Raw genomic sequence first — 15,165 nt, forward strand, 5'->3', positions numbered from 1 at the left:
AAACTGTACATCGTGAGATGTGTGTATTCACCTATGCACATCCTCGATGCTATGCTTTCAATTAACAAAAAATCCGGAAATGAAGTATATCAAAATTTTTCTATCAATAGCCCTACTGATATTGGTTTCAGGGGCGGCGTATGCTCACGGAGTAGATGAGGATACCCAGACATTTTTAAGCGGCAATTCGGGAGTAGCTTTCGTTCCTTTTCTGTATATCGGGGCAAAGCATATGCTCACCGGGTATGACCACCTGCTCTTTCTTGTAGGCGTTATCTTTTTTCTGTATCGCCCAAAAGAAGTACTGCTTTATGTGAGTTTTTTTACCATTGGTCACAGTATTACCCTATTGCTGGGTGTATTGGCAGATATGGCAATCAATGCCTATCTGATTGATGCCATTATTGCATTGTCTATCGTGTATAAAGGCTTCGATAATTTAGGAGGCTTTCAAAGGTTTTTAGGACGTCAGCCCAATACCAAAGCGGCAGTCTTAATCTTTGGACTTTTTCACGGGTTTGGTTTAGCCAGTAAGTTACAGGAATTGAGCTTTGACCGAACCGGCTTATTGACCAACCTGCTTGGCTTCAATATCGGTGTAGAGATAGGTCAGTTCATAGCCTTAGCCCTTGTATTGTTTATCATCACTAATTGGAGAAGGTCACCGAGTTTTCTAAAATTCTCAACAGTTACAAATATGTTGCTGATGGCAGCAGGCTTTTTATTATTCGGCTATCAGTTAGTCGGTTATTTTAACTCTTAACAAATATCAAAATGGCAGAAATAGCACATCAAATCTTAGATAAGAAATCCATTGTAAAGCAGGTCATTATTGCTTTGGTTATTGGAGCGGTACTCTTGGTAAGTGCCGTACTCCCGGCTGAATACGGGATAGACCCTTTGGGTATTGGCAAGGCAACAGGCTTTAGCAAGCTGTATGTTGGTGATGCAGGTACGGAAGCGTTGGCTTCGGGACCGCACAAGATACTAAAACTGGAAAATGTTGGCTCTCCGGCAGATGTTGCCAAACCAGCGGCGGCAGATAACCCGCCACCAGCCACTCAACTGGCAGAACGTACAGACGAGGTAAGCGTGGTTATTCCGGCAGGCGAAGGATTGGAATACAAAGTAAATATGTTGAAATACGGTCAGATGAAATATGAATGGATTACCGATAAAGGTGAGCTATACTTTGACTTTCACGGCGAAGTAAAGAACAACAGCAACTACTTTGAAAGCTATACTATTGCCTATTCCAATAATATGGTCGGCTCTTTAGTCGCTCCGTTTGAAGGTCCGCAGGGCTGGTATTTCAAAAACAATTCCAATGAGAACATTACTGTTAAAATCAAAATGAAAGGACAGTATCTTCTTAAACAATAAATATTCTAATAACATTATGATATGTTAAATAACATCATTCATTTTTCAATCAAGAATAAGTTGGTAATAGGATTATTTACCCTGGCATTAATTTGCTGGGGTTCCTATTCGCTTACCAAACTTCCTATTGATGCCACACCTGACATCACGGATAATCAGGTGATGGTCATTACTGTATCGCCTACACTGGCGGCGCAGGAAGTGGAACAGCTCGTAACCTTTCCCGTGGAGCAGACAATGGTCAGCATTCCGGGTATAAAGGATATGCGTTCCTTTTCCCGTTTTGGGCTTTCTATTGTTACCATTGTATTTGAAGAAAAGGTAGACATCTATTGGGGCAGGCAACAGGTACAGGAAAGGCTGACTATTGCAGCTAAAAATATCCCCGAAGGGGTGGGTACGCCTGAAATGGCTCCTGTAACCACCGGTTTGGGCGAAATCTACCAATACGTTATCCATCCCAAAAAAGGCTATGAAGATAAGTACGATGCCACAGAGTTAAGAACCATTCAGGACTGGATTATTAAACGGCAGCTATTAGGTACGCCCGGCGTGGCGGAAGTAAGTGGCTTCGGAGGGTTTGTAAAGCAATACGAAATCGCCATTGAACCTGACAGGCTTGCCAGCCAGAACATTAATATCTCCGATATTTTCACAGCACTGGAAAAAAACAACCAAAATACGGGAGGTGCATATATTGATAAAGGTCCGAATGCTTTCTTTATCCGAAGCGAAGGCTTGGTAAAGAACATTGAGGAAATCAAAAAAATTGTTATAAAAACCGAGGGAGGCGTACCCGTTTTGTTAAGAGATGTAGCCGAAGTTCGTTTTGGCAACGGTCCAAGATACGGAGCAGCCACACGTAACGGTGAGGGCGAAACCGTTACAGGTATCGTTATGATGTTGAAAGGAGCTAACTCATCGGAGGTTATTACCAATGTAAAAGAAAAGATTGCGGAAATTCAGAAAGGTTTACCCGAAGGTGTAGAAATAGAGCCTTTCCTCGACCGTAAAAAATTGGTGGACGGAGCTATTTCAACCGTTTCAACCAACCTTATTGAAGGGGCATTAATTGTAATTTTTGTATTGATACTTTTCTTAGGAAACCTGCGAGGCGGATTGGTAGTGGCTTCTGTAATTCCACTGGCAATGTTGTTTGCAATAGCAATGATGCGGGTTTTTGGAGTTTCAGGAAACCTGATGAGCTTGGGGGCAATTGACTTCGGGATAATCGTTGACGGAACGGTCATTATAGTTGAGGCGGTGTTGCATAGGATTACAGGTAGCAAGGAACGGTACGGTGGCGTGGCTAAACTGACACAAGACCAAATGGACGAAGAAGTTTATCAGTCGTCCCGTAAGATACGTTCCGCAGCAGCATTTGGCGAGATTATTATCTTAATCGTGTACCTGCCTTTATTAGCATTGGTAGGCGTTGAGGGTAAAATGTTTGGACCAATGGCACAAACAGTTTCTTTTGCCATTTTAGGCGCATTCCTGTTATCGTTCACTTACGTTCCGATGATGTCTGCATTGGTGTTGAGTAAAAAGACAACGCACAAAGAAAACTTTTCGGACAGGATGATGAAAGCCATACAGAAAGTTTATACACCTATCATTAATGGTGCGATGAAGCGAAAACTTTTGGTAGTATCGGTTGCAGTGGTATTGTTCATCATCACACTTATCACATTCAACAGAATGGGCGGTGAATTTATCCCGCAGTTGGACGAGGGCGATTTTGCAGTGGAAACAAGGGTTCCCGTGGGAAGCTCCATCACCCAAATGATAGACGTTTCCCAAAAAGCACAAACCATTTTATTGAAGAACTATCCCGAAGTAGAACAGGTAGTAAACAAAATAGGTTCGGGTGAAATTCCGACAGACCCAATGCCTATTGAAGCGGGAGATATGGTTGTTAAGCTAAAGCCTAAAAAAGAATGGACAAGTGCAGGCGACAGAGAAGAACTGATTGAAAAAATGCAACAATCTCTATCTGTAATCCCCAATGCAACATTCAGTTTCCAGCAACCCATACAGATGCGTTTTAACGAATTGCTTACCGGTGCTAAGCAGGATGTGGTTTTAAAAATATACGGTGAAGATTTAGATGTGCTTTCTGACCTTGCTTCAGATGTAGGTCGGAAAATAAGAAATGTTGAGGGTGTAGAAGATTTGTATGTGGAAGAAATTACGGGTTTACCACAAATCAGCATACAGTTTGACCGAGATAAGATAGCCCAATACGGAATGAACGTTGAGGACGTGAACAGTGCCATCGAAACAGGCTTTGCCGGTAAAGCAGCAGGTTTGGTGTACGAGGGAGAAAGACGTTTTGATTTGGTAGTACGATTGGATAATGCTTCAAGAGCAGACATTACAGATGTTCAAAATCTATTTGTAAGTACGCCCACAGGTCAGCAAATCCCTTTAAGCGAGGTGGCGAATATTGCTTACAAACCCGGTCCGGTACAAATACAGCGAGATAATGCGAAAAGACGGATTACACTTGGTTTCAACGTAAGAAACCGAGATGTAAAAAGCATCGTAAACGATATTCAGGATATTGTGAATGCTAAGGTTAAGATGCCATCAGGCTATTATATCACCTATGGCGGGCAATTTAAAAATCTCGAAGAAGCCAACGCAAGGCTGGCAGTAGCTTTGCCTGTCGCACTATTGCTCATCCTATTGCTTTTATACTTTACATTCCGTTCGGTAAAGCAGGGCTTATTAATATTCACAGCTATTCCATTGTCTGCAATAGGCGGTGTATTTGCTCTACTTATCAGGGATATGCCTTTCAGTATTTCTGCAGGTGTAGGTTTTATTGCGTTGTTTGGGGTTGCGGTTCTGAACGGGATTGTATTGATAGCGGAATTTAACCGATTGGCAAAAGACGGTGTAGAAGATATTTACGAAAGGGTGCGTATTGGCACTCGGGTAAGGTTAAGACCTGTATTGATGACAGCCGCCGTAGCCTCTTTAGGCTTTTTACCAATGGCTTTGTCCAGCTCATCAGGTGCAGAAGTACAACGCCCGTTGGCTACGGTAGTTATTGGAGGGCTGATAACGGCAACCGCTTTAACCCTTGTAGTGCTGCCGGTACTGTATATCTACTTCACTAAATCATCTTTCAAAATGCGTAAAAACAAAGCCTTACCTACCGCCATATTGCTATTGGGATTTTTCTGTTTCCCATCTGTAATGCAGGCGCAAGTACCATCCAATTCGGGAACGAGAGTGCTGACCTTGCAGCAATCTATTGACGAGGCGTTAAAAAACAACAACAGCATCAAGATAGCGGAGTATAACATCAATGTCCAGCAGGCTTTAAAAAAAGGAAGCGTTACTATTCCTAAGACAGAAATTTCCTATACGCAGGGCGTAGTGAGTAATCCTACCATTAATGATAATTTAATCAGTGTTACACAGCGTTTTGATTTTCCAACGGTTTACGGCAACCAGTCAAAGCTGGCGCAGGAAAGAATACAAAGCAGCGAAAAATACAAAGCTGTGACCGAAAACGACCTTGTAGAAGACGTGAAGCTGGCTTACCTGCAATACCAGTACATTTTGGAAAAAAGGAAGCTGTTGTTAGAGCAGGACACCATTTTTAGTAAGCTAAGCAAAGCAAGCGACGTGAGATACCGGACAGGAGAAAGTACAAGCCTTGAAAATGCTACTTCATCTGTACAGTACCGGCAAATTCAAAATGAGCTGGAAAAGAACGAAGCCGATATAAAAATTGCCAAGCAGCTTTTACAGACATTGCTCAACACAACCGATGATATCAGTATAGCAGATACCGCATTAGTTCCAAGAGATATATTATTGCCTATGGATAACGCATCTACTGCCAATAATCCCATCATTCAATATCTGCAACAGGAAATCAATGTAAGCCAAAGAGAAATCTCTTTGGAGAGAAGCAAGATGCTACCGGATATTATTTTAGGTTATAACGGTCAAACCTACAAAGGCTTGCAAACAATAAACGGTATAGACAGAACCTATACCGGAAAAGACCGGTTTAATTTTTTCCAGATTGGTGTTGCTATTCCTCTTTTCCCCGGAGGTTATAAATCCAAAATCAATGCGGCTAAAATCAACGAGCAGATTGCACAAAAACAGGTGGAACTGACAACGATGAACCTGAACGGACAATTAAAAGAGCTGGCGCAGGAGTATGTGAAATATCAGAAGTCAATAAACTATTATCAGACACAGGCATTGCCGCAGGCAGACCTGATTATCAACAACTCGGATAAAGGTTTTAGAAGCGGTGATATTTCCTATACACAATATTTGCAAAACCTTACGCTATCCAATAACATCCATTCGGAGTATATAGACAACCTGTATAATTTCAACAGGGTCGTTATTTCCATAGAAGCAATTTCAGGTAAAAATTAATCATTCAAAAAAATTAAAATAATGAATAGGTCATTTAAAAAATATATACCGCTCCTACTGCTATCAGCAATAGTGGTAGTATCCTGTAAGGATAAAAAAGAGCAAGCTGCCGGGGAGCAGACTACCGCAGAAAGCAAGGCGGACACAGCTTCTTCGGTCAGACAAATTACGTTTACTCCTGACCAGTATAAGCTATCAGAGATACAAACAGGTGCTATCGAATTAAGAAACCTAAGTAATATCATCAAGCTGACGGGAGCTATCGAAGCTGACCCTAACAGTATAGCCACAGTGTCAGCACCATTGGGAGGTTATATAAAAACAGCAGGGCTGCTACCGGGGCAAGCTGTAAAAAAAGGACAGCAATTAGCCACCATTGAAAACCCGGAATTTATTACCATTCAGCAGGAATATCTGGAAAGTATCGGCAGGTTGGAATATTTATCGCAGGAATACAAAAGGCAGCAGGAATTGAGAAACGAGGATGTGAATGCAGCAAAGACTTTTCAACAGGTAAGTTCAGATTATAATGTAATGAAAGCCCGTATTGCCGGATTAGAACAGCAAATGGCACTCATTGGCATCAGCAGCGCAAGTTTAAAAAGCAGCAATAAAATTTCCAGAACTGCGGGCATTTATGCACCCATTTCAGGTTATATCAAAAGCAGCAATACCAACATTGGTAAATATGCTGCCCCTACCGATGTGCTGTTTGAGATAACAGGTACAGATGCCCTGCATCTTGCCTTAAATGCCTTTGAAAAAGACTTGGGAAAAATTCAGGTTGGGCAAACGGTTAAGTTTTCATTATCTAATGAGAATGATTACCGCCACACAGCAAAAGTGTACTTGGTAGGTCAGGCAGCCGATGACAAAAAAATGATACCTGTGCTTTGCCGCTTTACCAAAGATGCAAAACTTTTACCGGGAATGTATGTAAAGGCGTGGGTAGAAACAGGAACGGAACAAAAGAGTGCAGTACCGAATGATGCCATTGTTCAGTTGGACGGTTTGGATTACATCATTATTCAAACAGCGGATAGTAAAGACGGCTATACCTTCCAGTTGGTACAAGTTGCCAAAGGTATGGAACAGGAAGGCTATACGGCTATCGAATTGCCTCAAAGTGTTAATCAGCAATCATTAAAGGTAGTTACTAAAAATGCTTATACCATTCTTTCGGCAATTAAAAACGCTGAAGAGGAAGAATAAGACAATGCTATCTACTGTATGAAATCAAGAACAAATAGAAGTCGGAAAACAAGAAAGAGGAAAAAATTTGTACCTCCTCCGAAAAGAAAAGGAGGTACAAATAACAGACCCCTATCTAAAAAGATGAAGTATGGTTTGATTGCCCTTGGGGTAGTATTGTTTATAGCATTGCTCATATTATCGGTAGTTATTTCAAACTTGGGTATATCCAAAGGGCATACCCATTAATATCATAACAATATGAACTATTTACAAACCTTTTTTTCCCGGCAATTTTTTTGGGAAATCATACGCATTATTACAGTGGGTATTGCCAGCCTGTTGTTTTATTTAGAAATTATACCACTTCCCGTCTTGCTGGCAGCTACGGCTTTTGGTTTATACGCATTGCTAAAAACTGCCATTCTCGAATTAATCAGGGAACGGAAAATAGGTACGGAGTTATTTATTTCCATTGCCGTAATCGTATCGGTCGTTGGTAAAGAATATTTAGCGGGTTCTGTGGTGCTGATGATTATCCTGATTGCCGAATACATTGCCAGTGCAAGCGGTGAAAGAGCAAGAGCATCTATAAAGGAACTCATCGGTTCTGTGCCACAGACAGCCATATTGAAAAAGGACGGTAACGAGCAGCCCGTATCTATTGCATCACTGACGGTGGGTGATATTGTGGTGGTAAAGGCTGGCGAAAAAATACCCGTTGACGGTAAGATAGTGGCGGGTTCGGGGTCTGTAAACCAAGCCCCCATAACAGGAGAAAGCGTACCCGTAGAAAAAAATTCCGGTACAGAAGTATTTGCAGGTACAATACTGGAGTTAGGGGCTTTGGACGTAGAAATGACCAAAGCGGGAAAAGATACGGTGTTTTCACGCATTATCGCTTTGGTAGAAGAAGCAGAAAGCAGTAAAGCCCCTATTGAAAAATTAACGGATAAGGTAGCGGCGTGGCTGATACCCGTTGTTTTCGTTTTTGTATTGGGTGTTTACCTACTAACTAAAGATGTAAAGCTCGTGATAGCCCTGCTTATTTTCACTTCGCCTGCCGAATTAGGCTTAGCTACGCCTTTAGTAACCATTTCTGCCATAGCAAGAGCCGCAAGAGAAGGAATACTTGTAAAAGGCGGTAAGTTTTTGGAAGAATTGGCGAAGATAAAAACCATTGTTTTTGACAAAACAGGCACATTGACCATAGGTAAGCCTACCGTAAACAGAGTTGAAATACTCGATGACAGCTTTACTGAAAAAGAATTGGTGCAATTAGCGGCATCAGCGGAAAACCGTTCCAGCCACCCCCTTGCCAATGCTATACTGATGTATGCGGACAATATGGGTGCTTCGTTATCAGAGCCTACGGATTTTGAGGTATTCAAAGGGAAAGGTATCAGTGCTACCATCAACAATAAAAAAGTGCTGATAGGTAACAAAACGCTGATGGACGACCATACTATTTCCGTAACCGTCAATAGCGAAAACCTCACCGATACGGCTATCTATATGGCGGTGGATGGCAATGCGGCATCTGTGTTTTATGTGTCAGATGCGATACGTCCGGGAGCAAAGGAAATGATTGAGGAATTGAAAAGAAGCGGTGTAGAAAACATCATTATGCTCACAGGCGACAATCCACAGACGGCAGCACACGTATCAGGACAATTAGGTATTACATCATTCAGGGCAGATATGCTGCCTGAAGACAAAATCAAGGCGATACAGGAACTACAATCCAAAGGCGAAAAAGTAGCAATGGTTGGTGACGGCATTAACGATGCACCTGCTTTGGTACAGGCGAATGTAGGTATTTCTATGGGCATAGTGGGTACACAAGCTGCAATGGAAGCGGCTGATATTGTATTGGTGGAAGATAAGCTGGAAAAAATAGCCCGTTCCAAAGCCATCAGTAAAAAAGCATTCAGGACAATTAAGGAAAATATCATCGGCGGTGTGGGTGTGGTACACGTTGTAGGTATCACATTGGTGTTAACGGGAGTTTTAGGACCGGTGCAGGCAGCCATCATCCACCTGTTACCTGATACGCTGGTGTTTCTTAATTCAATCAAATTACTTAGGGTAAAAATTTAATTCTTAATTATTCACTTTTTAAAAATCAAAAAAAATGAGAAAAATCAAATCAATCGGAATGGCTTTAGTGGTTGCTATTGCAACTTTAGCAATTAGCCCTGCAATGGCTCAAAGCGGACACGGTGCAGCTCCACACGGGGGTAAAATGGTAGATATTGACAACTACCATATCGAAATGGTAAAAGCCAACAATGCGCTTACTTTTTATGTGCTGGATGCCAATGCTAAAACGTTAACCAAAACGGCTACCGGCTCGGTAGAATTTGCTTTTGAAAATGGCAGTAAATCAACAGCTAATCTTATCGAAGGTAAAAATGGAGCATTGACAGTGGCATTGCCTAAAAATGGCATCCATACGAATTGCACCGTTACGATTACCTATGAGGGCAAAAAGTTGGTTGGAAAATTTAAAAATGAGGTTTCTGCTGCTGACAAAGCACACGGACATCAACACTAATTTTTCATCTAAAATTGGCGGTGAAATAATAAGGCTTTGTGGAATAAGACTTCCGCAAGGCTTTATTTCCATAACAAATCAACATAAACTATTAATAGGCTTCATACCCGACTAAAAAACGACCAAAGAAAAATAACTAAATGTCCTTATTCGTACTGCAAAATATTATCCACTACGCTTTGCACCTTCTCTTTCCGGGATTGGTTGCCTTCGTGTTTTTCAGAAAGGAATGGAAGATGGTCTGGATAATTTTGTTAGCAACAATGCTTGTTGATATAGACCACCTGTTTGCAGAACCGATATTCGACCCGAACAGATGCAGCGTTGGCTTTCACTACCTGCATTCGTATTATGCAATAGCAGTGTATTTCTTGCTCTTGCTGTTCGGCAACAAAATAGTCAGGATTGTTGCGCTGGGCTTATTGTTACATATGGCAACCGATTTTCAGGATTGTCTTTGGTAGATACCCGTTGAGTTTACAGGAAAATCCAAAACATTTTTAACCATATCGTAGCTAAAATTGAAAGATAAAAGAAACATAAAATTTGCAGGACTTTTTCTGTTGCTGTTATACCTGTTCGGCAACAGCCCTGCACTTATGTTTCACCACCACGATGAAATTATTGCATTTGAAAAAGCAACCAAATGTGAAAAAACTGTTTACTATTCAGATGGCAGCAATAGTTTCTGCGAACATAAAGCCCACCTTAGCAAAGTATTAAAGAAGTGTTTTCTTTGTGACAATCATTGTGTATCTGTTCATCTTTTTACCGCTATACAGTTTGTTTGCATTAATGTTGAACATCGTTCGGAATATACATTATATAAGGCAAATTTTTACGAAGCCACACTTCCTGAAACCCAAAACAGAGGTCCGCCAATAATTTGATTTTTTATAGAGGTAAGCAGCCGGAGCGTCTGTTTATCCAGCTCAAATTATAAGAATTAAAAAATCAGATTTATGAATTTAAAAAGCGTATTGCTATTGGTTGCCTTTGTTTCAGCAACCTTAAACATATTTGCACAAAACAGAATTTCCGGTACAGTAAAAGACCAGGAAAATAATAAAAATTTAGCCGGGGTATCAGTCTATATTGCTGATTTAAAAGCCGGAACCACAACGGATGTAAACGGTAATTATGAAATCAAAAACCTGAAACGGGGAACATATCTTTTAGAGATAAGTTTTACAGGTTATGAACCAATAATCGAGAAAATAACGATAGCACAAGATACGGTTATGGACTTTGTATTAAGTCCTGCCATTACGGAGCTGAACGAGTTAATCATCACAGGTGTAACCCGCTCGACAGAACTAAGATTAAGCCCTGTTATTGTCAAAGCGGTTGACGGCAACACCTTAAAACAAAACAGTGCTACCAACCTGATTGACGGTTTGAGAAACATACCGGGCGTAAACCAGATAACAACGGGTACGGGAATTTCAAAACCTACCATAAGAGGATTGGGATACAACAGGGTGATTACATTGAATAACGGTATTCGTCAAGAAGGGCAGCAATGGGGAGATGAACACGGTATTGAAATAGATGAGAATGCGGTGGACAGAGTGGAAGTAGTGAAAGGTCCCGGCAGCCTGATGTACGGCTCGGACGGTATTGCCGGAGTGCTTAACTTTCTTGCTCCTAAAGCCTTGCCAATAGGTGAGATAAAAACGCAGGTTTCTACGAATTACCAAAGCAATAATAACCTGATAGGCTACTCCCTTTCCAATGCAGGCAATAAGGATGGTTTACAATGGTTGGGCAGGTTTAGTAATAAATTTGCGGGCAACTATCAAAATGCCTACGATGGGAAAGTCTTCAATTCGGGTTTTAAGGAACTTAACGGCAGCTTGTTCTTGGGAATAAACAAAAGGTGGGGACACTCGCACCTCACCGTCAGCTCTTATAACAACACGCTTAATCTTGTAGAGGGCGAAAGGGACGAGTTAGGAAGATTTATCTATGAAAATGCCAATGGCGATGAAGTAGTTGCAAGCGGAAATGATTATAAAGGGTATAAGGTCGGTTTTCCACATCAGACCATCAACCATTTGGGCGTTTCTTCCAACAATTATTTCATATTGAATAAAGGTACAATTAATGCCGATTTCGGTTTTCAGAACAATAAACGAAGAGAGTATGAAAACCCCGCCGCTCCCAATGAACCGGCATTGTTCTTTGATTTGAACACACTTAATTATAATGTGCGGTATAATTTTGAAAAATCAAGAGGCTGGGAAACTTCGGTTGGTATCGGTGGTATGTGGCAATCCAACACCAACAGAGGGGAAGAATTTTTGATACCTGCCTATAATCTGTTTGATGCCGGAGCATTTCTTTTTACACAGAAAACTTTTGGCAAACTCACTTTAGCCGGAGGACTTAGATTTGACAACAGGTCTATGAACTCAAAAGAACTCTATCTTAATGAAGACGAAGAGCCTGTGCAAAGTACAGACCCCGATGCGGAATTAAAGTTCAGTGCCTTTAATAAAAACTACAATGGCGTTTCCGGTAGCTTAGGATTGTCTTATCAAGTCGATAAAAATTCTACGTTAAAATTCAATGTATCGAGAGGTTTCAGAGCGCCGAACAGTACGGAACTGTCAGCGAACGGAAGACACGAGGGAACGTTTCGTTATCTGTTCGGAACACCTGATTTAAAATCAGAAATCAGTCACCAGATAGATGTTGCCTATTTTCTGAACTCCAAACACATTACGTTGGAGCTTACGCCATTTGTAAACTTCATTCAAAATTATATCTATCTCGAAAAACTTGTTGCGGAAGACGGAACGGAAATTATTCCCGACCCTGTTGATGGTGCGCCAGCCTTTCAATATACAGCGGGCAACGCTACCTTAGTTGGTGGCGAAATTTATTTGGACATACACCCGCAACCGATAGAATGGCTGCATTTGGAAAACTCATTTTCGTATGTACAGGCTACCCAAAGCAGCCAACCCGAAAGCTCGAAATACTTGCCGTTTATCCCAGCCCCGAGATACAGGGGCGAAATCAAAGCCGAATTAAGGAATGTAAATAGAACGTTTTCCAACGCTTACATCAAATTTGGGATTAACCACTTCTTTCAGCAGGATAAGTTTTTCAGTGCTTACGGAACAGAAACAGCAACACCCGCATACACTTTATTGAGTGCAGGTATCGGAACAAATATTAAGGCGTTCAACCGGAGCGACTTTATGTCTTTGTTCATTAGTGGAGAAAATCTTGCTGATGTGGCTTATCAAAGTCATTTAAGCAGACTGAAATATGCTCCTGAAAATCCGGCAACGGGAAGAATGGGCGTTTTCAATATGGGACGTAATATCAGTGTGAAACTGATAATGAATTTTTAAGAAACCATAACGAAGCGGATAGAAAAAAGCTCCGTCTGACGGCGGTGCTTATCCGCTTAATAAGAATAATTTAAAAATGTAAAATGGAATTACAATTATTAAAAAAAGCGTTTACAGAACCATTTAAAACATTACGGAACTCGACTTTCGCAAGGCTTTATTTTGCCCAAATCGCAAGTTTGTTCGGGGATGCCTTTACGTGGTTAGGATTGGCATTGCTTACCTATGAAATCAGCCCCGATAATGCGGCAGCTATATTGGCATCGGCTCTCACTTTGCGGGTAACGGCGTATATCATTTTTTCGCCCTTTGCAGGCGTAGTGTCTGAAAAATTAAAGCGAAAAAACATATTGCTGATAACGCAACTGGCAAGAATGGCAATTGTGTGTATGCTGCCGTTTGTAAATGCCGAGTGGCAGGTGTATGGGTTGATATTTGCATTGAACGTATTCGCTGCATTCTTCACGCCAACATACAGGGCTATTATCCCACAGATAGTAGACAAAGAAATATACAGGGAAGCCAACGGCTTATCAATGGCAACTTTTCAGTTGTTAAGCGTATTTGGTCCTGCATTGGCGGGGATATTTGCGGTATGGTTAGGAGCCAAGCAGATTTTCTTTGTCAATGGAGCAACATTATTCATTGCCATACTACTGATATTGACTATACCGGTGGCAGCACTGCAAAAAGGAGTGAATACCGATAGTACACCGCCCGGCAATACGTGGAGCGAAGTAATAAAAGGTATTCGCTTATTGTTTGGAAACAAGATTTTAAGGTTCTCTTTAAGTATTGAATTTATATCTGCTATTGCCGGAGCTATGGTATTGGTAAATACCGTTGGTTTGGTAAAAACATCTTTAGCTTTAGATGATAAGCATTACGGCTGGATAATGGCAATTTTCGGAGTAGGCGCAGCTATCACGGCTTTTCTGTTAGGCAGCCTTGATAAAACCAAAACACGGAGCATATCGCTGATAAGCGGGGCTGTCCTGATAGGTTTAGCTATCAGCTTTGCCAATTTTGTTCCGTACAACGGCTTGCTGTTCTTATGGGTTTTGGCAGGTATAGGTCAAACGCTTGCCGATATGCCGTCAGAAACATTAATAGGCGAAAACATTGCATCAGAAAATCAAGGTAAGGTGTACGGTTCTCACTTTGCGTTTTCTCATTTGTGGTGGGCAATAGCATACCCGATAGCAGGTTTTTTAGGCACACGGTTTCCCGAAAAAGAGTTCTTGTATGGAGGTATGCTTACGTTGGCTTTGGCGGTAATTGCTGTTTTAACCTTTAAATCATCGAAAGGAAATCGTAAAAAGGCACTTTGACCGATTAGCTAACCCTATGTAATGACATCAACTAATTCAATGTAGGTGTCCAATAGAAATTTCAAAATAAACAGGATGGATAAATTTTATAACGAAACGTTGAATAATCTGGAAGCCGCAATCAAAGAATTAGAAACTGAAACGGATTGCTCCATACAACAGATTGAAGTGATAATAAAACTTATCATCAAATGCCTGTCTAATGTGAAAGAATATGTATTGAACAGAGGATTTAAAAATGTAGAGGAAGAAATTCGTTTTTTCAAGCATCAAAAGCCCGCTATTGTTTCAAAGCTCATCTATTATAACGCTATCTATAAAATCGAAACAAAGAAACCTTATGGCGGTAAGGCAGTGAAGAAATACTATAATGATGAATTGGAAAAACTCAAAAGATATTTTGACAATAACCTCGAATTTTATAAATATTACAGAACCAATAATACTTTTATAGATGATAAGCTATTTGTACGGGGAAAGTATGACATTAAACTAAGTCTGGACACCTATTATTTTGAAGCGGACCATAATTTTTCCACTTCCCACGATTATAAGGCTGCAAAAATCATCGCCAATGACCTGATACAAGTATATCTTGAAGACCAGCTTCACAGCCCGATACATAAAAGCAAATCAATAGAATTACCTAACTTAAATTGGCGAGGCAGTAAAACTGCATTGACAGAATTGATATATGCCCTTCACGCTCAGGGTGTATTTGACAATACGGATATTAAAGTAATCGCCAAAACATTTGAAAGCATCTTTAATGTTGATTTAGGCGACTTTTACCATACATTTATGGAGCTGAAAGCCCGAAAAATAAACCGGACGAAGTTTCTTGACAGCCTGCGTGATGCGCTGATAAAACGGATGGATGAGCTGGAAGAAGATGAATATTAGAAATTGATAAAAAAGGAAC

10 protein-coding genes are annotated in these 15,165 nt (G+C 40.9%); all 10 read left to right on the top strand.

Going from position 1 to position 15,165, the window contains the following annotated elements:
* The first annotated feature begins 79 nt into the window (after positions 1-79).
* The 10 genes from ACF3OC_RS03850 (at position 80) to ACF3OC_RS03895 (ending at position 15,146) form a co-directional block, all read left to right on the top strand.
* Positions 80-763, top strand: coding sequence for a HupE/UreJ family protein (locus ACF3OC_RS03850; protein ID WP_024567739.1), 684 nt, complete (start codon positions 80-82; stop codon positions 761-763).
* A gap of 11 nt (positions 764-774) precedes the next feature.
* Positions 775-1,383 (top strand): hypothetical protein, encoded by a 609-nt coding sequence (locus tag ACF3OC_RS03855; protein ID WP_024567738.1) that lies wholly within the window; start codon positions 775-777, stop codon positions 1,381-1,383.
* 21 nt (positions 1,384-1,404) lie between these two features.
* Positions 1,405-5,799, top strand: a complete 4,395-nt coding sequence (locus ACF3OC_RS03860; protein ID WP_024567737.1) for a CusA/CzcA family heavy metal efflux RND transporter — start codon at positions 1,405-1,407, stop codon at positions 5,797-5,799.
* A 21-nt stretch (positions 5,800-5,820) separates the two neighbouring features.
* Entirely contained in the window at positions 5,821-7,011 is a 1,191-nt protein-coding gene (locus ACF3OC_RS03865; RefSeq protein ID WP_024567736.1) for an efflux RND transporter periplasmic adaptor subunit, read from the top strand.
* Positions 7,012-7,251: 240 nt separating this feature from the next.
* Positions 7,252-9,090: a cation-translocating P-type ATPase gene (locus tag ACF3OC_RS03870; RefSeq protein WP_024567735.1), complete on the top strand. Its 1,839-nt coding sequence runs from the start codon at positions 7,252-7,254 to the stop codon at positions 9,088-9,090.
* A 34-nt stretch (positions 9,091-9,124) separates the two neighbouring features.
* Positions 9,125-9,547, top strand: a complete 423-nt coding sequence (locus tag ACF3OC_RS03875) for a hypothetical protein (protein WP_380948347.1) — start codon at positions 9,125-9,127, stop codon at positions 9,545-9,547.
* 140 nt (positions 9,548-9,687) lie between these two features.
* The gene (locus tag ACF3OC_RS03880; protein WP_024567733.1) at positions 9,688-10,011 is read left to right on the top strand and encodes a DUF6122 family protein; all 324 of its coding nucleotides are present in this window, start codon (positions 9,688-9,690) and stop codon (positions 10,009-10,011) included.
* Positions 10,012-10,509: 498 nt separating this feature from the next.
* Positions 10,510-12,912, top strand: a complete 2,403-nt coding sequence (locus tag ACF3OC_RS03885) for a TonB-dependent receptor (protein ID WP_024567731.1) — start codon at positions 10,510-10,512, stop codon at positions 12,910-12,912.
* Positions 12,913-12,995: 83 nt separating this feature from the next.
* Positions 12,996-14,243 carry an MFS transporter gene (locus ACF3OC_RS03890; RefSeq protein ID WP_024567730.1) on the top strand — a complete coding sequence of 416 codons (1,248 nt, stop codon included), beginning with the start codon at positions 12,996-12,998 and terminating at the stop codon, positions 14,241-14,243.
* 75 nt (positions 14,244-14,318) lie between these two features.
* The gene (locus ACF3OC_RS03895; RefSeq protein ID WP_024567729.1) at positions 14,319-15,146 is read left to right on the top strand and encodes an RteC domain-containing protein; all 828 of its coding nucleotides are present in this window, start codon (positions 14,319-14,321) and stop codon (positions 15,144-15,146) included.
* Positions 15,147-15,165 lie beyond the last annotated feature (19 nt).

The organism is Sphingobacterium cellulitidis (genome assembly GCF_043187465.1).
Lineage (GTDB): Bacteria > Bacteroidota > Bacteroidia > Sphingobacteriales > Sphingobacteriaceae > Sphingobacterium > Sphingobacterium cellulitidis.